Origin of the sequence: Thiopseudomonas denitrificans (assembly GCF_002866065.1) — a bacterium.
Taxonomy (GTDB): domain Bacteria; phylum Pseudomonadota; class Gammaproteobacteria; order Pseudomonadales; family Pseudomonadaceae; genus Thiopseudomonas; species Thiopseudomonas denitrificans.
The window spans coordinates 16,530-36,805 of sequence record NZ_LNJZ01000007.1 but is presented as its reverse complement, the minus strand read 5'-3'; the positions used below and the strand labels follow the sequence as shown (position 1 = coordinate 36,805).

General features: G+C 58.0%; 20 protein-coding genes. 9 read left to right on the top strand and 11 right to left on the bottom strand.

Annotated features, from left to right (window positions below; all coding sequences use genetic code 11):
- Window positions 1-66 precede the first annotated feature (66 nt).
- From prpF to AR306_RS05990, 7 genes are all read right to left on the bottom strand, one after another.
- Complete coding sequence (gene prpF / locus AR306_RS06020; protein ID WP_101496665.1) at window positions 67-1,245, bottom strand: 2-methylaconitate cis-trans isomerase PrpF; 1,179 nt, start codon at window positions 1,243-1,245, stop codon at window positions 67-69.
- Between the two features lie 721 nt (window positions 1,246-1,966).
- Window positions 1,967-4,561: a Fe/S-dependent 2-methylisocitrate dehydratase AcnD gene (acnD, locus tag AR306_RS06015; RefSeq protein WP_101496664.1), complete on the bottom strand. Its 2,595-nt coding sequence runs from the start codon at window positions 4,559-4,561 to the stop codon at window positions 1,967-1,969.
- 546 nt (window positions 4,562-5,107) lie between these two features.
- Window positions 5,108-6,244 carry a bifunctional 2-methylcitrate synthase/citrate synthase gene (prpC, locus tag AR306_RS06010; protein WP_101496663.1) on the bottom strand — a complete coding sequence of 379 codons (1,137 nt, stop codon included), beginning with the start codon at window positions 6,242-6,244 and terminating at the stop codon, window positions 5,108-5,110.
- Window positions 6,245-6,410: 166 nt separating this feature from the next.
- On the bottom strand, window positions 6,411-7,301 hold the full coding sequence (gene prpB / locus AR306_RS06005) for a methylisocitrate lyase (RefSeq protein WP_101496662.1): 891 nt from the start codon (window positions 7,299-7,301) through the stop codon (window positions 6,411-6,413).
- Window positions 7,298-8,023, bottom strand: coding sequence for a GntR family transcriptional regulator (locus AR306_RS06000; protein ID WP_101496661.1), 726 nt, complete (start codon window positions 8,021-8,023; stop codon window positions 7,298-7,300). Before AR306_RS06000 ends, prpB begins: the two co-directional genes overlap by 4 nt.
- A gap of 453 nt (window positions 8,024-8,476) precedes the next feature.
- A complete protein-coding gene (locus AR306_RS13545) occupies window positions 8,477-8,884 on the bottom strand; it encodes a hypothetical protein (protein WP_240622498.1) in 408 nt (135 codons plus the stop codon).
- The gene (locus tag AR306_RS05990) at window positions 8,881-9,261 is read right to left on the bottom strand and encodes a hypothetical protein (protein ID WP_101496659.1); all 381 of its coding nucleotides are present in this window, start codon (window positions 9,259-9,261) and stop codon (window positions 8,881-8,883) included. The genes AR306_RS13545 and AR306_RS05990 overlap by 4 nt, the downstream gene beginning before the upstream one ends.
- Before the next feature lie 644 nt (window positions 9,262-9,905).
- Between AR306_RS05990 and AR306_RS05985 the strand changes: the two genes are divergently transcribed.
- Both AR306_RS05985 and AR306_RS05980 read left to right on the top strand, forming a co-directional pair.
- Window positions 9,906-10,838, top strand: coding sequence for a 5'-nucleotidase (locus tag AR306_RS05985; protein WP_101496658.1), 933 nt, complete (start codon window positions 9,906-9,908; stop codon window positions 10,836-10,838).
- A 198-nt stretch (window positions 10,839-11,036) separates the two neighbouring features.
- Window positions 11,037-11,858: an isocitrate lyase/PEP mutase family protein gene (locus tag AR306_RS05980; RefSeq protein ID WP_101496657.1), complete on the top strand. Its 822-nt coding sequence runs from the start codon at window positions 11,037-11,039 to the stop codon at window positions 11,856-11,858.
- A gap of 9 nt (window positions 11,859-11,867) precedes the next feature.
- Here AR306_RS05980 and AR306_RS05975 read toward each other — a convergent pair whose 3' ends face one another.
- A complete protein-coding gene (locus tag AR306_RS05975; RefSeq protein ID WP_101496656.1) occupies window positions 11,868-12,485 on the bottom strand; it encodes a DUF5610 domain-containing protein in 618 nt (205 codons plus the stop codon).
- A gap of 154 nt (window positions 12,486-12,639) precedes the next feature.
- Between AR306_RS05975 and AR306_RS05970 the strand changes: the two genes are divergently transcribed.
- The 6 genes from AR306_RS05970 to tal all read left to right on the top strand — a co-directional run bounded on the left by AR306_RS05970 (window position 12,640) and on the right by tal (window position 17,386).
- Window positions 12,640-13,377, top strand: coding sequence for a hypothetical protein (locus AR306_RS05970; RefSeq protein WP_133539572.1), 738 nt, complete (start codon window positions 12,640-12,642; stop codon window positions 13,375-13,377).
- Window positions 13,378-13,384: 7 nt separating this feature from the next.
- The gene (locus tag AR306_RS05965) at window positions 13,385-14,167 is read left to right on the top strand and encodes a TatD family hydrolase (RefSeq protein WP_101496654.1); all 783 of its coding nucleotides are present in this window, start codon (window positions 13,385-13,387) and stop codon (window positions 14,165-14,167) included.
- A gap of 113 nt (window positions 14,168-14,280) precedes the next feature.
- Window positions 14,281-14,997 carry a zeta toxin family protein gene (locus AR306_RS05960; protein ID WP_338066589.1) on the top strand — a complete coding sequence of 239 codons (717 nt, stop codon included), beginning with the start codon at window positions 14,281-14,283 and terminating at the stop codon, window positions 14,995-14,997.
- Between the two features lie 17 nt (window positions 14,998-15,014).
- The gene (locus AR306_RS13365) at window positions 15,015-15,179 is read left to right on the top strand and encodes a hypothetical protein (RefSeq protein ID WP_166627807.1); all 165 of its coding nucleotides are present in this window, start codon (window positions 15,015-15,017) and stop codon (window positions 15,177-15,179) included.
- A gap of 206 nt (window positions 15,180-15,385) precedes the next feature.
- The gene (dusA, locus tag AR306_RS05955; RefSeq protein WP_101496653.1) at window positions 15,386-16,372 is read left to right on the top strand and encodes a tRNA dihydrouridine(20/20a) synthase DusA; all 987 of its coding nucleotides are present in this window, start codon (window positions 15,386-15,388) and stop codon (window positions 16,370-16,372) included.
- Between the two features lie 96 nt (window positions 16,373-16,468).
- Window positions 16,469-17,386, top strand: coding sequence for a transaldolase (tal, locus tag AR306_RS05950; RefSeq protein WP_101496652.1), 918 nt, complete (start codon window positions 16,469-16,471; stop codon window positions 17,384-17,386).
- 217 nt (window positions 17,387-17,603) lie between these two features.
- On the opposite strand, the gene AR306_RS05945 is transcribed toward tal, so the two are convergent.
- Window positions 17,604-18,107 (bottom strand): STAS domain-containing protein, encoded by a 504-nt coding sequence (locus AR306_RS05945; protein ID WP_101496651.1) that lies wholly within the window; start codon window positions 18,105-18,107, stop codon window positions 17,604-17,606.
- On the bottom strand, window positions 18,100-18,879 hold the full coding sequence (locus tag AR306_RS05940; protein ID WP_101496650.1) for a PP2C family protein-serine/threonine phosphatase: 780 nt from the start codon (window positions 18,877-18,879) through the stop codon (window positions 18,100-18,102). The genes AR306_RS05945 and AR306_RS05940 overlap by 8 nt, the downstream gene beginning before the upstream one ends.
- 132 nt (window positions 18,880-19,011) lie before the next feature.
- Here AR306_RS05940 and AR306_RS05935 point away from each other — a divergent pair, with 132 nt between their 5' ends.
- Window positions 19,012-19,311: a PilZ domain-containing protein gene (locus tag AR306_RS05935; protein WP_101496649.1), complete on the top strand. Its 300-nt coding sequence runs from the start codon at window positions 19,012-19,014 to the stop codon at window positions 19,309-19,311.
- Window positions 19,312-19,473: 162 nt separating this feature from the next.
- Here the strand turns inward: AR306_RS05935 and AR306_RS05930 are convergent, their stop codons facing one another.
- Window positions 19,474-20,199, bottom strand: coding sequence for an MlaA family lipoprotein (locus tag AR306_RS05930; protein WP_101496648.1), 726 nt, complete (start codon window positions 20,197-20,199; stop codon window positions 19,474-19,476).
- Window positions 20,200-20,276 lie beyond the last annotated feature (77 nt).

The window sequence follows — 20,276 nt, the reverse complement described above, 5'->3', positions numbered from 1 at the left end:
CGGGCCAGTGTGCGACTGGCCCGGGCCTTCAAGACCTGAAACCGGTCATCCCTGACCGGAATTCACTCAGAAGCAGTCGCCGGGCGCATGCACCCAGCCGCTCATCAGCACGCGGGCACTACGGCTCATGATGGCTTTTTTGGCAAGCCACTGGCCGTTTTCCTCAATGGCTTCGGCACCGACGCGCAGGGTTCCGGACGGGTGACCGAAACGCACCGCATTACGCTCACCGCCACCGGCCGCCAGGTTGACCAGCGTGCCGGGAATCGCCGCCGCCGTACCAATGGCCACCGCTGCGGTGCCCATCATGGCATGATGCAACTGCCCCATGGACAGGGCACGGGCCAGCACGTCGATATCTTCGGCTTTCACTTCCTTGCCGCTGGATGAGGTGTAGGTGGCTGGCGGGGCGACAAAGGCCACTTTCGGCGTATGCTGGCGGCCAACCGCTTCGGACACATCCTTGATCAGCCCCATCTTCACCGCGCCGTAGGAGCGGATCAGCTCGAACTTGGCCAGCGCCGCGTTATCGCTGTTGATGTCGCTTTGCAGCTCGGTACCGGTGTAACCGATGTCTGCCGCATTGACGAAAATGGTCGGAATGCCGGCATTGATCAGGGTCGCCTGCAGGGTGCCGACACCGGGCACTTCCAGTTCGTCCACCAGATTACCGGTGGGGAACATCGAGCCTTCGCCATCAGCCGGATCGAGAAACTCGATTTGCACTTCGGCCGCAGGAAAGGTCACGCCGTCCAGCTCGAAGTCACCGGTTTCCTGCACCTGGCCATTGGTGATCGGCACATGGGCAATGATGGTTTTCTGGATATTGACCTGCCAGATATGCACGGTGCAGATGCCGTTGTCGGGAATCTTGTCGGCATCGACCAGACCATTGCTGATGGCAAAGGAGCCCACCGCAGCCGTCAGGTTGCCGCAGTTGCCGCTCCAGTCAACAAAGGGCTTGTCGATGGAGACCTGGCCAAACAGGTAGTCGACATCGTGCCCTGGCTGGCTGCTCTTGCTCAGCAATACGCTTTTGCTGGTGCTGGAGCTGCCGTTGCCTAGTCCGTCGATCTGCTTGCCGTAGGGGTCGGGGCTGCCGATGATGCGCAGCAGCAGATTATCGCGTGCTGCACCGGGTTGTTGAGCTGCTTCGGGCAGATCCTGTACACGCAGGAATACACCCTTGCTGGTGCCACCACGCATATAAGTGGCAGGAACTTTAACTTGAGGTACAAAAGACATGATTATTTTTCCGTGCAATTGCTGGTTGGAGATTTGTGTTTGGGGCTGATGGCCGGTTAAGGCTTCCGCAAGCTGACGCTGCCAGTCTTGAGCAAGCTCAAGCCTGTTGCTGATGCTTGCTACAGCCTCACCCGGCCCGCCCCGCGAATTTTGTGCAAGACGCAATTTTCGGGGTGGAGGGGGAAGAGAGAGCTTGTGTCTGGCATGACACTCCGCAAGCTGACGCTACCACGCCGAAGCAAGCTTCGACGCGGCAGCTGATGCTTGCTCCGGTCATGCCAGACACCGAAACTCCATACTTGTCTGCCAGTTCGCTTGTGTTATGCGCCTCACAATGACAAGCACACAACACAAAAACCTCAACCAGAACACGCAACAGCAGCACGGCGCAGCCGTGCCACACTCCCTCCCGCGCGCAAGGTGTGTATTGGAGTTCGGGTTAGACCGTAGCAAGCCTTGCTGTCAGGATTGAACTTGTTCAAGACTGGCAGCGTCAGCTTGCGGAGCGTCTAACCCGTGCTCCCAACACCGCAGTGCAAACCCAACTTGCGACAGCAGCACGGCAGCGCCGTGCCACCTCCTCCCCATCAGCGCGGTGCGAATTTGGGTGACTGGCGTGACCGGAGCAAGGCATCAGCTGGCAGGATTGAGCTTGCTCAAAACTGACAGCGTCAGCCTTGCGTAGTGTCACGCCAGTCACCCCAGCACCAAAGCTAAAAAATCACTCCCCCAAAAAATCCTTGGCAAACTTCTGCAACACCCCACCCGCCTCATACACCTGTACTTCATCGGCAGTATCCAGTCGGCAGGTCACGGTCACGCGCTCTGTTTCACCATTGGCACGATTGATTACCAGCGTCAGGTCGGCCAGCGGTGCCGGTGTGCCTTCCACGTCATAGGTCTCGGTGCCGTCCAGCTTCAAAGTCAAACGATTAACACCTTCTTTAAACTCCAGCGGCAGCACACCCATGCCGACCAGGTTGGTCCGGTGGATACGCTCAAAGCCCTCGGCCACGATCACTTCCACACCGGCCAGACGCACGCCCTTGGCGGCCCAGTCACGGGACGAGCCCTGACCGTAGTCGGCACCGGCGATGATGATCAGCGGCTGCTTGCGGTTCATGTAGGTTTCGATGGCCTCCCACATGCGCATGACCTGGCCTTCCGGCTCGACACGGGCCAGCGAGCCCTGCTTCACGCTGCCGTCCTCGTTGCGCACCATTTCGTTGAGCAGTTTCGGGTTGGCCAGCGTCGCACGCTGGGCGGTCAGGTGATCACCACGGTGGGTCGCGTAGGAGTTGAAGTCCTCTTCCGGCAGGCCCATTTTGTGCAGGTATTCACCGGCCGCCGAGTTCATCATGATCGCGTTGGACGGCGACAGGTGGTCGGTGGTGATGTTGTCCGGCAACAGCGCCAGCGGACGCATGCCCTTCATGGTGCGCGGTGCGGCCAAAGCACCTTCCCAATATGGGGGGCGACGCACATAGGTGCTCATCGGACGCCAGTCGTACAGGGGGCTTGGCGCTTTCTCGGCAGCTTCCATGTCGAACATCGGGATATAGATCTGGTTGAACTGCTCCGGCTTGACGTACTTGGCCACGATGGCGTCGATTTCCTCGTCGCTCGGCCAGATGTCCTTCAGGCGGATTTCCTTGCCGTCGACCACGCCCAGCACATCCTGCTCAATGTCGAAGCGGATGGTACCGGCAATGGCGTAGGCTACCACCAGCGGTGGCGAAGCCAGGAACGCCTGCTTGGCATACGGGTGGATACGCCCGTCAAAGTTGCGGTTACCGGACAGCACAGCGGTGGCGTACAGGTCGCGGTCGATGATTTCTTTCTGGATCACCGGGTCCAGCGCACCGCTCATGCCGTTACAGGTGGTGCAGGCAAAGCCGACGATACCAAAGCCCAGCTTTTCCATATCTCCCAACAGGTTGGACTCTTTCAGATACAGTTCTGCCACCTTGGAGCCGGGTGCAAAAGATGATTTAACCCATGGTTTGCGGGTCAGCCCCAGCTCGTTGGCTTTTTTCGCCAACAGGCCAGCCGCCACCACATTGCGCGGGTTGGAGGTGTTGGTACAGGAGGTAATGGCAGCAATAATCACTGCGCCATCCGGCATCAGGCCTTCGGCTTCCTGCGCACGGGCTGCGTCCAGATTACCGGCAATACCCTTGGCTGCCAGATCGCTGGTGGAAACACGGGCGTGCGGGTTGGATGGACCGGCAATGTTGCGGCCAACGGTGGACAGGTCAAAGCGCAGCACGCGCTCGTACTCGGCGGTTTTCAGGCTATCCGCCCACAGGCCGGTGTGCTTGGCGTACTGTTCAACCAGCTCGACCTGCTTCGGCTCGCGTCCGGTCAGTTTCAGGTAGTCGATGGTTTGCTGGTCGATGTAGAACATGGCGGCAGTCGCGCCGTATTCCGGAGTCATGTTGGAAATGGTGGCACGGTCGCCGATCGACAGGCTATCGGCACCTTCACCGAAGAACTCGACGTAAGCACCGACCACACGCTCCTTGCGCAGAAACTCGGTCAAGGCCAGCACGATGTCGGTGGCGGTAATGCCCGGCTGACGCTTGCCGGTCAGCTCGACACCGACGATATCCGGCAGGCGCATCATGGACGGATGGCCGAGCATCACGGTTTCAGCTTCCAGGCCGCCCACGCCGACGGAAATCACGCCCAGCGAATCCACGTGCGGGGTGTGGCTGTCGGTACCGACGCAGGTGTCAGGGAAGGCCACGCCATCCTTGACCTGCACTACCGGTGACATCTTTTCAAGGTTGATCTGGTGCATGATGCCGTTACCGGCCGGGATCACATCGACATTGTCGAACGCGGTCTTGGTCCATTCGATGAAGTGGAAACGGTCCTCGTTGCGGCGCTCTTCGATGTCACGGTTCTTCTGGAAGGCATCCGGATCAAAACCGCCGCACTCGACGGCCAGCGAGTGGTCAACGATCAGCTGGGTCTGCACCACAGGGTTGACCTTGGACGGGTCACCACCCTTGGCGGCAATGGCGTCCCGCAGGCCGGCCAGGTCGACCAGCGCGGTCAGGCCGAGAATGTCATGGGTAACCACACGCGCCGGATACCATGGAAAGTCCAGGTCACGGCGACGTTCGATCAGCTGCCTGAGCGAATCAGTCAGCGCCGCCGGCTCGCAGCGACGCACCAGCTGTTCGGCCAGAATGCGCGAGGTGTAAGGCAGCTTCTCATAGGCACCCGGCTCGATGGCGTTGACAGCCTCACGGGTATCAAAAAAATCCAGCACACTGCCGGGCAGGTTTTTACGGTATTGGGTATTCATAGTCATGTTTTTACTTCCAGCGAGGGTGATTCAAATTTCGAGTCAGGTGTGTGGTGGCAAGTTACGCAAAGACGCCGTGAATACATCCATGTAGGCTCCCCGGCGACGTCCATGTCGCCGAGGCTTTGCTCCACTTGCCACCCCACACCACAAACCTTGTGCAGTTCGCACGCTCAAAGCATGCTCCACTGTCATTCCGCGCGGGATGACGTTTCTAACAAGTGCACAAAAGGTGTGACTGTCGTTTGCAGGCCTGATTTATTTACGCAAGGCCTGTCAAAGAACTCTTTGTCTGACATCCACGCGGATGTCACAAAAAGAATTCCTGCCAGGAATTCAGGCGGGCAACGCCCGCCCTACTCTTTCCACAAGATTGAGGCTGCCGCTTGCACTATGTTTCAGTGCGGCGGTTCATGTGGAGCAAAGCTTCGGCGACATGGATGTCGCCGGAGAGCCTACATGGACGTACTTGCGGCGACTTTGCGGAACATGAACCGCCGCACATACACACACCTACTCAACAAAGGCAGCCTCAATCACCACCCATCAACGCTCGGAAATAGGTGGCACCGGACGCTGCTCTTCACCGATGTAATCCGCGCTCGGACGGATGATACGGTTATTGGCCCGCTGCTCGAACACGTGCGCAGCCCAGCCAGTCACCCGTGAGCACACGAAGATCGGCGTGAACAGGGGCGTCGGAATGCCCATGAAGCGGTAGGCGGAAGCATGGAAGAAGTCGGCGTTCGGGAACAGCTTCTTCTCGTCCCACATCAGCTTCTCGATGGCGCAGGACACAGGGTAGATCACCTTGTCACCCACTTCGTCAGCCAGCTTCTCGGAGTAGCCCTTGATCACCTCGTTGCGCGGGTCGGACTCGCGGTAGATCGCGTGGCCAAAGCCCATAATTAGCTCTTTGCGCTCCATCATGGCTTTCAGCTCGGCAACGGCTTCGTCTGGAGTCTGGAAGCGGTCGATCAGATCCATAGCCGCTTCGTTGGCACCACCGTGCAGCGGGCCACGCAGCGAACCAATGGCACCGGTTACACAGGAGTACAGGTCAGACAAAGTGGAAGCACACACACGGCCAGTAAAGGTAGAAGCATTGAACTCGTGCTCTGCGTACAGGGTCAGAGACACGTTCATTACTTCGCGGTGTAGGTCGCTTGGTGACTTGCCGTGCAGCAGCGCCAGGAAGTGGCCTGCCAGATCCGGCTCGTCGGTCATGCAGTCGATGCGCTTGCCGTTGTGGCTGAAGTGGTACCAGTACAGCAGCATGGCCGGCATGGACGCCAGCAGGCGGTCGGCCACATCCAGTTGCTGGTCGAAGCTCAGCTCCGGCTCCAGGGTGCCCAGTACGGATACGCCGGTACGCATCACGTCCATCGGGTGGGCGTCGGCAGGAATGCGCTCCAGCACTTCCTTCAGAGCCTGCGGCAGATCGCGCATGCCTTTCAGGCGCTCGACATAGGCGTCCAGCTCGGCCTGGTTGGGCAGCTTGCCGTACCACAGCAGGTAGGCAACTTCTTCAAAGCTCTTGCAGTTCTTGGCCAGGTCACGCACGTCATAACCACGATAAGTCAGACCAGCGCCTTCCTTGCCCACGGTGCACAGTGAGGTTTGGCCAGCAATTTGCCCGCGCAGACCGGCACCGGTCAGTACTTTCTTTTTCTCTTCAGCCATGAGTGTAATCCTCTAGATTTTTATAATGATGCTTACTACTTCATTGTGTGTTCCGTAGAACAACTTCGGTTTGCAGGAGCAGCACCCTGCCCCTGCCTGTTCCGGTTTCCAGCGTGGCGATCAGGCCAGCTGGAGGTCACCCGGCCAGGCCGGGTGATGACGCAACTCAGTTACCTTTCTTCTGCGCAAACAGCGCATCCAGGCTCTGCTCGAAGGCGTGGTAGTTGATACGGTCGTACAACTCCATGCGGGTCTGCATGGTGTCCACCACGTTCTGCTGGCTGCCGTCACGACGGATAGCGGTGTAGACGTTTTCCGCCGCCTTGTTCATGGCGCGAAATGCAGACAGCGGGTACAGCACCAGTGATACATCCACGGAGGCCAGTTGCTCGGTGGTGTACAGCGGAGTGGCACCAAACTCGGTGATGTTGGCCAGAATCGGCGCTTTCACGCGGTCGGCAAACACCTTGTACATGTCCAGCTCGGTGATGGCTTCCGGGAAGACCATGTCGGCACCGGCTTCAACACAGGCAGCAGCACGATCCAGCGCGGCGTTCAGGCCTTCAACGGCCAGCGCATCGGTACGCGCCATGATCACGAAGCTGTCATCGGTACGCGCATCGACTGCCGCTTTGATGCGGTCGACCATTTCCTGCTGGGAAACGATTTCCTTGTTTGGACGATGGCCACAGCGCTTGGCACCCACCTGGTCCTCGATGTGAATGGCAGCAGCGCCAAACTTGATCATGGACTTGACGGTACGCGCCACGTTGAACGCGGACGAACCGAAACCGGTATCCACGTCCACCAGCAGCGGCAGATCGCACACGTCGGTGATGCGGCGCACGTCGGTCAGCACGTCGTCCAGAGTAGAAATACCCAGATCCGGCAGGCCCAGCGAACCGGCGGCAACGCCGCCGCCAGACAGATAGATGGCCTTGAAGCCGGCACGCTTGGCCAGCAGCGCGTGGTTGGCGTTGATCGCACCCACCACCTGCAACGGATGTTCTTCGGCTACGGCGTCACGGAATAGTTGACCTGGAGTTTTACGGCTCATGATTTACCTCGTACAGATAATGGAGTGCCATTGCTGGCCTGATAATGTCGCTCGACATTGCGTCTGGATGTTGCGATATGCCGGCGCATCAGCAGCTCGGCCAGTTCGCCATCGCCATCGGCAATGGCATCAAGAATGCGGTGGTGTTCCTTGAACGCCTGCTGTGGCCGGTTCGGTGTGGCCGAGTACTGCAGGCGGTACATGCGTACCAGCTGGTACAGCTCTTCGGTCAGCAGCTTGGCCAGCATCTGGTTGCGGCTGCCGCGAATGATCTTGTAATGAAAATCGTAATCGCCTTCCTGCTGGAAGTAGTCGATGCCGGCCTGGAACGCTGCATCACGCTCGTGCGTGGCCAGGATTTCGCGCAGCTCGGCCACTTCCTGCGCGGTCATGTTCTCCGCTGCCAGACGGCACGCCAGCCCTTCCAGCGACTCGCGGATCTGGTACAGCTCGATCAGCTCCCGGTGTGACAGCGAAACCACCCGCGCCCCGACATGCGGCACCCGCACCAGCAGGCGCTGGCCTTCCAGCCGGTGAATCGCCTCGCGCAGCGGCCCCCGGCTGATGCCATAGGTACGCGCCAGCTCCGGCTCGGAAATCTTGCTGCCCGGCGGAATATCGCCCTTGACGATCGCCGCCTGCACGGTACGAAACACCTGCTCGGACAGGGTATGGCTCTCCCCGGCAAGGTTGTCGACAGTTTCTGAAGCAGCTGGCTGCATATTGTTAACACCTGGGCGTTTATTTAGGCCCAAAGCTACGGAAACACCGCTAGCCTGTCAACACTGGTCGCATAGATTGTTAACAATCTTACCACCAAGGTCGTATAAGGCAAAATGCAGGCACTGCTCCGGCAGCGCTGCCTGAGCCATATAAAGCACGCCGCATCACGGGCCGGCTTCCTTACCCAAATGCCACAAACATGGCACAATCCAGTCCTTTAACCGCACAGCACACAAGGACACCCCTACATGGACAGCTGGACCTACAGCCCGGAACAGACCACCGCCTTTATCGACCGCTGGCAACAGGGGCAGCACCCTCGACGCCAGCGGCTGCTTTGTGCGAATAAATTCGCACCTACAGGGGTGTAATCCGTAACACACGGAACAAGGTTTGCCCTTCTTTGTGCAGGTGCGAATTTACTCTCACACCCGTGGCGCTGATGCCTTGCCTCAGGCAGCGGTGCGCAACACTTCCCAGGCTTCTGCCCCTTCATATTCATTGCCGCCGGTTGCCTGCCAGATATTGCCAAGCACATCCACGGCTACAGCTCCGGGCGCTTCGCAGCGGGGGTCACTTAGCTGATCCTTCCAGGCGTAAACAGCCCAGGAACCGCCTGTATGTGCCAGCAACACAACACCTGCACGCATCGCCTGAGCGAACGCTTCACTGCAAGCAGGCTGCTCACTGCAAAACCCGGATGCGGCCCTGTCCAGTATTTCTGCAACCACGCTTGAATTTAATTTTTTTCGCCGCCCTGCCTTGAACCAGGAGATTTTCGATTTTTTATTGTGAAACTCCCCTGAAAACAGGGATTCATCTATAAATGACCGCGCAGACTTGGGGGTTACGACGTTCATGCCGGTAAATCCTCTTCATCATTTATAAAGGTGATGTACAGCAAGGCCGCACGCTGTGCGTCCCTGGCCGTATCATCAAGGTATAGAAAGTTGGTCAGCATGACTGGTTTGCCAACCTGGTCGATTTCATGCAGGCTCACTGCCATACGTTTGCCGATGGGCTCCACAAGCATATAAAGACCACCAACCAGCTGGTCTGCCCGGTTTTGCCGCGCATACCAAATGCGGTCGCCACCCGACAAATCAGCCGGGTTACGAGGCTCTATATGTTCTACGGGAGTGTTGGCCAACATCAATTTGGCCAGGATTTTTCTGGTCACCGGCCAAAGCTCTGCACAGGTGCTGGCTGGAGTATTAAAGGTAGCGATGATGGACACCTTGTTGCCTTTTTATATGCTCAGAGTAGATATTTTGTCTGACGCCTCTTGCCAGTCGCCCCGACGTGTTGCTGCCCGCTCCCGGTAAACTTCCTGTTTGCAGGTTCCTTGCTGACAGGCCCTCCGACTTTCGTGCCCACTTTGCCATTTTCATGTTACAGGTTTGTGTAAGCCGGCTTTCTTGAGACAAATGCCTGGTGTTAGTCCGCCACGCGGCCAAAAAATCTTCTTGATTGAGGCACTTCGGCAGGCCCGGATATCCACAATGCCCCGTGGCATCCGGGCCCGGAAGGTTCATCCACAACGCCTGTGGATAAACCTGTGAACAAGCTGGCGGCAGATGTTGCCAAAGGCTGCCAGACAAGGACTCAGTATAGATTGCTCAAAAAATAGCCAATAAAAATTTCAAACCTGTTATCAATGACTTACGATTTATTTGTCACAAAAATGTTATGCTTGCGCTACCGGCAAGCATAAAACCGGACACTTTGCCAGCCTTGTGCACAACATGATTCTGGTACTGCTCCTGACAGCGAAAAGTCAAGCGCTTTTAATTGCCGCCTTTGGTATTGTTGTCGCACCTGACCGCTCGAAAGCCAATGCGTCCGCACATCCTGCACGCCCACTGCCCGACAGGAGCCACCATGAGTTATCCCATCGAAGAAAAACTGGTTGTTGGCGTTGCCTCCAGCGCCTTGTTCGACCTGTCGGAGTCCAACCGGATTTTCGAGCGTCAGGGTGTGACCGCCTATCGTGAGCACCAGCAGGCACACATTGATGATCCGCTACCAAGAGGCGTGGCCTTCCCTTTCATCCGCCGTTTTCTGTCGATCAACCAGGTGTTTCCCGAGCTGCTGCCGGTGGAGGTGGTATTGCTGTCACGCAACTCGCCGGAAACCGGTTTGCGCGTGTTCCGCTCCATCGAGCATTACGGGCTGGACATCACCCGCGCCGCCTTCATGGGTGGCGGCTCGCCGCACGAGTTCATCAACGCCTTCAATGCCTCGCTGTTCCTGAGTGCGCACCAGCCGGACGTGCAACAGGCGATTGCCAGCAACTTCCCGGCCGGGCTGGTGCTGCCGGGCACCATCGAGGATGACGAGAACGATCACCAGCTGCGCGTGGCGTTCGACTTTGACGGCGTGATTGCCGATGACGAGTCGGAGGCAGTCTATAAAGGCAGTGATCTGGCCGGTTTTCAGGCCCATGAGCAGCAAAAACGGGCCATCCCCCACTCGCCCGGCCCGCTCGCGGACCTGTTTCTCAAACTGTCGCATCTGCAACGGCTGGAGCGCGAGCTGTTGAGCGCCAACCCCGGCGGGAAGAAGATACTCAACGTATCCATTGTCACCGCCCGTAGCGCTCCGGCCCACGAGCGGGTGCTGACCACCCTGCGTGACTGGGGTGTGGAGACGGACGAGGCGTTTTTTCTCGGCGGCATGGAAAAGCTGCGCATTTTGCAGGTGCTCAAGCCGCACATCTTTTTTGACGATCAGCTCAGCCATCTGGAAGCCGGCCAGGCGGTCATTCCGATGGTGCATATCCCGTTTGGCGTGGCCAATCACCAGCAGGGCTGAGTCGCACCCCGGCAGCTACAGGTGGCCAGCTCCGGCGCTGTCATGCTCTGAGGGGTACGCGGCCATCGAGATATTCCGGAGCGGCTTTTCTTTCGATCAAATATGGCACGCTTGTCGCCCTGAGCATGCCAGGCAGGCAAAGCGGCCTGTTTGTGCCATCATGCGATTATTCCGACAACAATAAAAACGGGAAATCCGATGAAAAACACACAGGAAAAACGTAACGCCTTCCATGCCCTGCACCAGAGCGGCTGCTTTGTCATGCCCAACCCCTGGGACCAGGGCAGCGCCCGGGCGCTTGAGCAGATGGGCTTCAAGGCACTGGCCAGCACCAGCGCCGGGCTGTGCTGGAGCCGCGGCCACGCCGACGGCCATCTGGGACTGGAACAGACACTGGAACACCTGCAACAACTGGCAGCCTTCACCTCATTGCCGGTCAATGCGGATTTTGAAAGCGGCTTTGCCGACAACGCCGAAGGCGTTTACCGCAACGTATTGCGCGCCACGGAAACCGGCGTGGCCGGTCTGTCCATCGAGGACTCCACCGGCAACCCGGATGCGCCGCTGCGTCCGCTGGAAGAGTCACTGGAACGCTTGCAGGCCGCCCGCGAAGCCATTGATGCCTCGGGCAGCAAGGTACTGTTGACCGGTCGCGCCGAACATTTCTTTGTCGGTATGCCCGACCTGGATGATTGCCTGCACCGTTTGCAAGCCTATGCAAAAGCCGGTGCCGACTGCCTGTACGCTCCCGGCATCCGTACCCGCGAACAGATCACCGCCGTCATCGGGGCAGTAGCGCCCAAGCCGGTTAATGTACTGATCGGCTGGGACTCCGACCTGTCAGTGGCAGAGCTGGAAAGTCTGGGCGTGCGCCGCATCAGTGTCGGCGGTGCCCTGGCACGCGCCGCCTGGAATGGTTTTTTACAGGCGGCACGGCAGATTGCCGAGCAGGGCCGGTTTGACGCCCTGGGTCAGGGCACACCGGCCAAAGAGCTCAATGAAAGGTTTGCCGACTCCTGATTGACTGCATCAAGCGCCGGCGGGTTCTTGCGAGCCTTCAGCTTCAGCGGGCTTTAGTCTGGCCAGCATGCTTTCGAGGAAATCATCGTAGCCCTGTTGCACCAGCGTGAAGGTCTTGCCGATTTCCTCGGCGACAAAACTGCCCTCACCCATCACGCCCAGCCCCTGCAGGATGCCGACGGCTTCGTTGTAGCCTTTCTCGAAGCCGCCACGAATGACATCAACAAAGTCCCGCAGCACTTCTTCAGGATCATCGTTCGGACGCTGCGCCGCATAGGCCTCGTAAAAACCGGTGGACATCGACAGGATGCGGCCGGCCGTGCCCTCGGGGCTGTTATCCTGGCCCATGGCATTCTGGATGGCATTAGGCCCCAGCGCCGGCGCCAGGTGCTCGTTGATGCTGTCGATCGCGCTGCGGTACAGCAACGCCAGCGAGTTGTTGCCGGAGCTGATCGATACATCCATCGACGCCTGCATGATCTGTGCGCTGAGCTGTGCCTTCTGGCCTTCGCGGCTGCTGGCAGCGGCCTTTTGCGCTTCTTCGTTGCCAGTGGCTGGCGCAACAGCCTGGTCACGCTTGATGCTGCCGACTTCAGGCATGACTGGACGGGATACGGGATTCAACATGGTTATGCCCTCCTGCAGGAATTTAGGCTACTGGCACTATATCGGCCTGTGATCATGGAACTGAAGCTGCAATACCCTGCCGTGTTGTTTTTCCTTATCATCAGCCGGCAAACCCCGGTTATCAAAAGCTCATTACGCAAAAGGATGTGCTCCCGTGAAAAAGACAATCGCCCTGTTAATGCTGATCGTGCTGTCGTGCAGCGCCTGCACTCAAACCACCAGTGACCTATGGAACGGAAAAACCAGATTTGAAAGCCTTACCGAAACCGTCAACGGTATCTTCATCACTGAAGATGATGCCTCTCTGGTTTTTATCGCTCAAAACTATCATTACATTTTCAAGGCCGACCCCCTGTTTGTGCACGCCTTCCGTTACACCGGAGACAAAAACATCCAGTACAGTGCTGACAGCGCCTCGATCAACGGTGACAAGGCCACGACAAGAGTCACAATTCACATGCAGCTTGACCCGGCCGGCAGCGATACCGTGCTGTTCCAGGAGTTGCACGACATCGCCAGCGAAACCCTGGCCAACCCCGATGCCACACCGTCTCCATCCAGCCGTCGTGACCTGAGAAACAACATCATCGCCCTGCAACAGGCACTGAAGCACCAGACTGAGGGCGAAGCATCCCCCGCTCACCTCAAACTCCAGCTTGACGGCAAGATTTACCAGGCAAGTGAAGAAGTAAACAGCGCCGCTACCCGTTTTGAAACTGCTTACGAAATTCCGGTCACTGTCAGCTCATATCGCCGCACATCCCTGGCTGGTCGTGTTGCCCTGACCCCTGTTACTGTAGCTGCCGATGGCGCTCTAACCGTTGGTGCTGTCGTGCTTGGAACCATTTTCATTGCTGCTGTGACCATCATTCAACCTGACATCAAAAAGTAACAATCCCATGAACCTGATCGACAGCCATTGCCACCTGGACTTTCCCGACTTTGATGCCGACCGCAACGAAGTGCTGGCCCGTGCCCGGGCGGCAGGTGTGCAGGGCTTTGTGCTGGCCGCCATCAGTCGTGAATACTGGCCAAGACTGTGGCAGGTGGTCGAACAGCATGACGACTGCTACGGCACGCTTGGACTGCATCCCTACTTTCTGACCGATCACCAGCCGGAAGACCTGGATGCACTGCGTGAACAACTGCAGCAACGCCGCCAGCACCCCAGATTGTGCGCCGTCGGTGAAATCGGACTGGACTGGCAACTGACCGATCTCGACCGAGAGCAACAGCAGTTCTACTTCGAGGAACAACTGAAGCTGGCACAAGAGTTCGAGCTGCCGGTGATCCTGCATGTACGCAAGGCCCATGCCGAGGTGATTGCCACCCTCAAACGCATTCCGGTAGCCCGTGGTGGCATCATCCACGCCTTCAACGGCAGCCATGAGCAGGCGCTGGAGTATCGCAAGCTGGGCTTTCTGCTCGGCATTGGCGGTGCCTACAGCTGGCCCATCGCCCGCAAGCTGCGCGCCCTGCTGCCCCGTCTGCCGCTGGAACAGCTGGTGCTGGAAACCGACAGCCCCGACATGGCCCCCGCCTTCGCCGCCAACCAGCGCAACAGCCCCGAGCACTTGCCACAGCTGTGCCGCCTGCTGGCAGATGAGCTGCTGGATATGCCAGCCAAGCAGCTGGCACGCCAGACCAGTGCCAACCTGCAACGGCTGTTTGGCTGGAACTGACAGCCACTAGTATTTGCTGTCTTTTGCTATCATCCCGGCATAGCCAGCTATTTCGTCCATAGCCATAGCTTGGCTTTGCTGAACGCACAAGGAAAAATATCCAGGAAGGACTCATGATGACCACAGACGAAACTAGGCTCCAGCAAGAAGCACTGGCATGGGCGCGCCGCAACAAGAAGTCTTTTGGCCGTGCTCAAACGAACAGGGAAAAATTTCCACCTGAGAAAAAGCCGGTAACCATCTTCATGGCTGGCTCACCCGGCGCAGGAAAAACGGAAGTATCCGAGTCTTTGGCGGAGATACTGGCCCAAGACAAAGGGGATAGTGTTCTACTGGTCGATCCTGACCAATACAGAACCCGGTTTGAAAGCTACGATGGCTCTAACTCCTGGATCTTTCAGCCGGCAGTTAGTGTGTTGGTTGAAAAGGTATTCGACCTGGCCCTGAAACAGAAGCAGAGCTTTATTCTGGATGGCACCCTTAGCAACTTCCAGAAGGCTTCCCACAACATCGAACGCTGCCTGGGCAGAGGCCGCGAAGTGCTTATTCTATATGTCTATCAAGACCCTTTTCTGGCCTGGCAGTTTGTCCAGGCCCGTGAGGCCATGGAAGGGAGACGAATCCTGAAAGAACATTTCATCGAACAGTATTTTGCAGCAAGGGAAGCGGTTAACTGCCTGAAAGCAAACTTCGGAAGCCAAATAACTGTGGACCTGGTCGTCAAAAATATGGACAATGGCCTGCAATTCTACCAGGGCAACGTGGACTCGATTGATCATCACGTCCCTGAGCGCTATACCCTTGAAGCCCTTACGCTTCAACTACCCTAATCCATGGAGTGTCGAGCATGAAACTGTTTGGTTCCAAAGAACAGCTGGCTTCGTCGTCCCCACTTTCTGATTTCCTCCGCAACACCAAGTCAAAAGACAAGAAGAAGGTGTACAGCAAGGTTATTGCCGCTGCTTCTCGGCGTCAGTGTGCCGTTCTTGAGGCTGCCAACAGCAAATTCTAAAGTCAGCAACCCTTTCTCAAAAGCCCGTCCCGCACGGGCTTTTTTGTGCCAGCAACTTATGCAAAAGAACACCCTTTAAAAACAAATCAACCGTTCAAACGAAGCTAAGCCATGCGGACTTCCGAGCATTGAGCGTGCTGTCAGTCTGCTGAAAACCCTAACAGTGCTACAATCCGCACCTTTCCATCTTTGATGTTTTTGTTGTCATGACTCAAGACTCCCCTTTTCCCGGCCGTTTTGCCGTTGCCCCCATGCTGGACTGGACAGACCGTCACTGCAGGTACTTTCTGCGCCTGCTGAGCAAGCATGCCACGCTGTACAGCGAGATGGTCACCACCGGTGCGCTGATCCACGGTGATGCGCCGCGCCATCTGGATTTTGATGCCAGCGAAAACCCGCTGGTGCTGCAGCTGGGCGGCAGCAATGCGCAGGAGCTGGCACAGTGCGCCAGGATGGGCGAGCAATGGGGCTACAGCGAGATCAACCTCAACGTCGGCTGCCCCAGCGACCGGGTGCAGAACAACATGATCGGTGCCTGTCTGATGGGCCATCCGCAACTTGTGGCTGATGGCGTGAAAGCCATGCGCGATACGGTAGACATTCCGGTTACCGTAAAGCACCGCATCGGCATCAATGGCCGTGACAGCTATGAAGAGCTGGTGGATTTTGTCGGCACTGTGGCCGAGGCCGGCTGCAAGCACTTCATCGTGCATGCGCGCATTGCCATCCTTGAAGGCCTGTCACCCAAGGCTAACCGCGATGTGCCGCCGCTGCGCTACGACATTGCCCGCCAGCTGCGTGAAGACTTCCCCGCCCTGCAGTTCAGCCTTAACGGCGGCATCAAGACGCTGGATGAGTGCGAGCAGCACCTTGAGCACTTCGATGGCGTGATGCTGGGCCGTGAGGTGTACGCCAACCCCTGGCTGATGCGCGAGGTGGACGAACGCCTGTACGGTCTGCCCGGTCACAGTCCGCAAACCCGTACCGAGGTGCTTCTGGCCATGCGCGACTACATCGAGCGTCATTGCAGCAACGGCGGCAAGGTGGTGCATGTCACCCGTCACCTGCTGGGCATTGCACAGGGTTTTCCCGGTGCCCGCCGTTTTCGCCAGTTGCTGTCTGCAGATATCCACCGCACCGACAACCCGCTGCTGGTATTCGATCAGGCCATCGAGGTGTTGCAGGGACGTTGACCACGTCATCATTGCGACTCCGGGCGCTATGGCGCGAGGCCGGTCCAGCTGCTAATCTGTCGGGCAATTTTTGACCCGACCAGAAGATCAACCGCCATGACCTCCAGACTCGAACAGCTCAAGCAATACACCACCCTGGTTGCCGACACCGGCGATGTCAGCCTGATTGCCAGCCTCAAACCGCAGGACGCCACCACCAATCCGTCGCTGCTGCTGAAGGCGGCGCAGCAGGAGCAGTATGCCGGCCTGTTGCAGCAGGCACGCAACGGGCACGAGGGTGATGCCGGGCAGGCAGCCACCGCTTTTGCCGTGGCTGTAGGGCTGGAAATCAGCCGGCTGATTCCGGGTCGCATCTCCACCGAGGTCGATGCACGATTGTCGTTTGATGAAGAAGCCACCTACGCCGCTGCCCTTCAGCTGATCGGGGCATACGAGGCCAAAGGGCTGGGCAAGGAGCGCATCCTGATCAAGATCGCCTCCACCTGGGAAGGCATCCGCGCGGCCGAGCGCCTGGAAAAACAGGGCATCCAGACCAACCTGACGCTGCTGTTCTCCTTTGCACAGGCTGCAGCCTGTGCCGATGCCGGGGTATTTCTGATTTCGCCCTTTGTTGGCCGCATCTATGACTGGTACAAAAAATCCACCGGTCAGGATTACAGCGGGCTGGACGATCCCGGTGTGCAGTCGGTGTCACGCATTTACCGCTATTACAAGAGCAACGGTTTCAACACCGTGGTGATGGGTGCCAGCTTCCGCAATCTGGGCCAGATCGAGGCGCTGGCCGGCTGTGACCGCCTGACCATCAGCCCCGAGCTGATCAGTCAGCTGGCGGCACTGGATGGCCCGTTGCCGCGCCTGCTGTCAGCGGAACAGGCTGGCGAGGCACGCATCGAGCTGAACGAAGCCGCTTTCCGCTGGGCGCACAACGAAGACGCCATGGCTACCGAAAAACTGGCCGAAGGCATCCGCGCCTTTGCCGTGGACCAGCGCAAGCTGGAAGCACTGTTTGCCTGATTACTTGAGGTTTTAATGTGCGAATGAATTCGCACCTACGGGGTGCTACTGTAGGTCCGGATTTATCCGGACAAACCCGGCATGACCAGGCCCGGAAATACGTGTGCGAATGAATTCGCACCTACGGAAATGCATGTGGCGTGACAACACCTGTAGGTACGAATTTATTCGTACAGGCAGAAACAGGTGATTGGCATGGAAGGTTATAAATACCGGCTCAGGCGTTTGAGCAGTTCTTGCCGGTGCCTTCCAGAATGCTGACCAGATCGCGGAACTCTTCACGATTGGACTCGTTCAGCGCCATCAGGATATGGTGCGCTTCCAGCACCCGTTCACGTACCACAGCCTGGTCCTGGGGTTGTTCCGGCAGGTCGGTCAGGCATTCGGGACAGGGCGTCGGCGTGTGTACGATATTGAACACCCGACACATGCCCATGGCCTCCAGCTGCTGGCTGATGTCCGGATTGGTGCTGGCCAGGGTTGGCAGCATGCCGAAGTTTTCCCGCGACAGGATCGACAGCTTGGCCAGCAGCCCCAGAGTGGTACTGTCGATGCTGTCCACTTCGGTCAGGTCAATGATGACGGACTGAAAGCGCCCACGGGTGAATTTTTGTTCGATGGTATCGTTCAGAACGGAACAATACGTCAGGCGCACATCGCCACTGCATTTCAGGATGAAACTGCCATCCTGCACGGCATACCTGATTTTTCCGCTACTCATGTCCTGGCCTGCTGATAACAAAAACGGAACGGTCATCGGGGTGCATGTCACTGGTCAGCAATTCGTTGCACAACTGTGTGAAGTCGCCACCATGCCGGGTTACACAGCTTACCAGTGATGTTTCCCTGCTGGCCAGATCATCACCAGCCAGGGCATCCAGAATTCCGTCACTGAACAGGCACAGGGCAAACTCCTGTGACAGTTCCAGCTGCTGGTTTGCATAGTCTGCTCCGGCAAACAGCCCGACCGGCTGGCCCTGCCCCGGCAGCAGCTGTGCAGCTTCCCGAGTCCAGAGTACCGGCCGGGGCGTATGCCCGGCGTGACTCCATTGCAGGCTGTTGTCGCGGGGTGAAAAAATCATGCACAGCATGGTGCCATACTTGCGCATGTCGGCGTCCAGCAAGGCCTGGTTGACATCAGACAACACGGAAGCGGCGGTGGCACCCGGCTGCATGGCCAGGCTGTAGCGCACGGTGCTCTTGATGAACATGCTGAGCAAGGCAGCTGCCGTGCCATGCCCGGATACATCCAGCAGATAGGCCAAAATGCGCCCGTCGGGCAGGCTGAAGAAATCCACCGCATCACCGCTCATGTAGAGCGCCGGCATGATGCTGTGGTCAAACCTGATGCCGCTCAGCACGCTGCCGCTGCGTGGACGTATATGTTCCTGCAGAGAGCGCCCCGCCCTCTGGTCTTCCAGCAGGACATCCAGGGTGAGCCCGGCCGGCATGGCCGTGTCTGCAGTGCAGGTTGCTATGCTGGTTTTTGTCATGAACCGCTCATTGCTTTAAGATGCGGCAAAGGTACTCCTATCAACCGCAGGATTCAACCGCTACGTCAACGGCTTTCGCTCTGCCGACAAGCGGAAAATACTGCACCGTTTTGCCCAGCTCCGGAGCCAGACATGAGTGAACGCTTGCGTGATTATGACGAAAAACGTGATTTCATCCGCATGAACCTGAACAGCGAGGCAGTGTTGTACGTTAACGGCCAAAGTATCCCTGCCGTTTGCATCGACCTGTCCAGTACCGGCATGCAGTTGCGCGCGGCCTGCCAGCTTGCCGCCGGTCAGCAGGTCGAGGTGGAGATCGGTTCGCAGCACAGCTCGCTTAGCGGCCTCAAAGCCACCGCCACGGTAGTGCGCTGCGAACCGGCTGACGGCAATGAGCATGTCCTCGGGTTGCACATCGAGAAGATGCTTTAACCGGTCAAGTTGTTGCAGTTGGTCATTCTTGCACAATCACAGAGTGACCGACGCGACGAGCCCTGCGCTCGCGCACGAAAGCAAAGGGTCGTTTGAGGCTGGCAGAACAGCTGCACCCGGGAACCGGCTGAGTGCGGCAACCGCAGTCAGCCGGCAAGAGGACTAGAAGTCGTCGACCACATTGCCATCCCTGACCCGGAACTCGCGGTTCTGCAGCCAGGCATTACGCATAAAGACATATTTGTCGCCGGATACCAGCTCTTCGGCACTGAGCAGGCTCTCCCGCTTGCTGACCACATCGGCGGCAGCCAGGCCATAGCGTGGACGGTCCTGTCTGATATACGGATACACTGTGCTGTAGGCATCCGGCACCAGTGCCGGCGCGTCACGCAATGTGCTCGGGCCAAGCAGCGGCAGCATTACATAAGGCCCGCTGCCCACACCCCACTTGCCCAGGGTCTGACCAAAGTCTTCGTCATTGCGTTGCAGTCCCATTTTGCTGGCCACGTCAAAGATGCCCAGCACCCCGAACGTGGTGTTGAACAAAAAGCGCGCGGTATCCACACCGGCATCATGGAACTTGGCCTGCAACAGGTTGTTGACCAGATTTTTGCCTTCGCCCAGGTTACCGAAGAAATTGCGCACGCTGCGGCGTACCGGTTTGGGCGTGATCTTCTGGTAGCCTTTAGCCACCGGTTTCAGGGCATAGGTATCCAGGGTGTCGTTGAACCTGAATACCTTGCGGTTCCAGTTTTCCCAGGGGTCTTCTGCACTGATGTACTTCCAGTCATCGCTCTGCCAGTTCTCGTCAGCAAGCAATGTCGGGCTCCAGGCCAGGCAGGCTGCCAGTGAAAGGCCGGCAACGCCTGTTGTAATCAACGAACGCATGGTTATTCCTTCTTGGTTTTTCTTGTTGCTCAACCGTACCAAATACGCGCGAACCGCAGCACTGTACGAAGGGCTTG

What these genes read in the sequence shown, in the direction of transcription:
- prpF (WP_101496665.1), bottom strand. Translation starts at nt 1,245, where the DNA reads ATGTCTTTTGTACCTCAAGTTAAAGTTCCTGCCACTTATATGCGTGGT.
- acnD (WP_101496664.1), bottom strand. Translation starts at nt 4,561, where the DNA reads ATGAATACCCAATACCGTAAAAACCTGCCCGGCAGTGTGCTGGATTTT.
- prpC (WP_101496663.1), bottom strand. Translation starts at nt 6,244, where the DNA reads ATGGCTGAAGAGAAAAAGAAAGTACTGACCGGTGCCGGTCTGCGCGGG.
- prpB (WP_101496662.1), bottom strand. Translation starts at nt 7,301, where the DNA reads ATGAGCCGTAAAACTCCAGGTCAACTATTCCGTGACGCCGTAGCCGAA.
- AR306_RS06000 (WP_101496661.1), bottom strand. Translation starts at nt 8,023, where the DNA reads ATGCAGCCAGCTGCTTCAGAAACTGTCGACAACCTTGCCGGGGAGAGC.
- AR306_RS13545 (WP_240622498.1), bottom strand. Translation starts at nt 8,884, where the DNA reads ATGAACGTCGTAACCCCCAAGTCTGCGCGGTCATTTATAGATGAATCC.
- AR306_RS05985 (WP_101496658.1), top strand. Translation starts at nt 9,906, where the DNA reads ATGAGTTATCCCATCGAAGAAAAACTGGTTGTTGGCGTTGCCTCCAGC.
- AR306_RS05980 (WP_101496657.1), top strand. Translation starts at nt 11,037, where the DNA reads ATGAAAAACACACAGGAAAAACGTAACGCCTTCCATGCCCTGCACCAG.
- AR306_RS05975 (WP_101496656.1), bottom strand. Translation starts at nt 12,485, where the DNA reads ATGTTGAATCCCGTATCCCGTCCAGTCATGCCTGAAGTCGGCAGCATC.
- AR306_RS05965 (WP_101496654.1), top strand. Translation starts at nt 13,385, where the DNA reads ATGAACCTGATCGACAGCCATTGCCACCTGGACTTTCCCGACTTTGAT.
- AR306_RS05960 (WP_338066589.1), top strand. Translation starts at nt 14,281, where the DNA reads ATGATGACCACAGACGAAACTAGGCTCCAGCAAGAAGCACTGGCATGG.
- AR306_RS13365 (WP_166627807.1), top strand. Translation starts at nt 15,015, where the DNA reads ATGAAACTGTTTGGTTCCAAAGAACAGCTGGCTTCGTCGTCCCCACTT.
- dusA (WP_101496653.1), top strand. Translation starts at nt 15,386, where the DNA reads ATGACTCAAGACTCCCCTTTTCCCGGCCGTTTTGCCGTTGCCCCCATG.
- tal (WP_101496652.1), top strand. Translation starts at nt 16,469, where the DNA reads ATGACCTCCAGACTCGAACAGCTCAAGCAATACACCACCCTGGTTGCC.
- AR306_RS05945 (WP_101496651.1), bottom strand. Translation starts at nt 18,107, where the DNA reads ATGAGTAGCGGAAAAATCAGGTATGCCGTGCAGGATGGCAGTTTCATC.
- AR306_RS05940 (WP_101496650.1), bottom strand. Translation starts at nt 18,879, where the DNA reads ATGACAAAAACCAGCATAGCAACCTGCACTGCAGACACGGCCATGCCG.
- AR306_RS05935 (WP_101496649.1), top strand. Translation starts at nt 19,012, where the DNA reads ATGAGTGAACGCTTGCGTGATTATGACGAAAAACGTGATTTCATCCGC.
- AR306_RS05930 (WP_101496648.1), bottom strand. Translation starts at nt 20,199, where the DNA reads ATGCGTTCGTTGATTACAACAGGCGTTGCCGGCCTTTCACTGGCAGCC.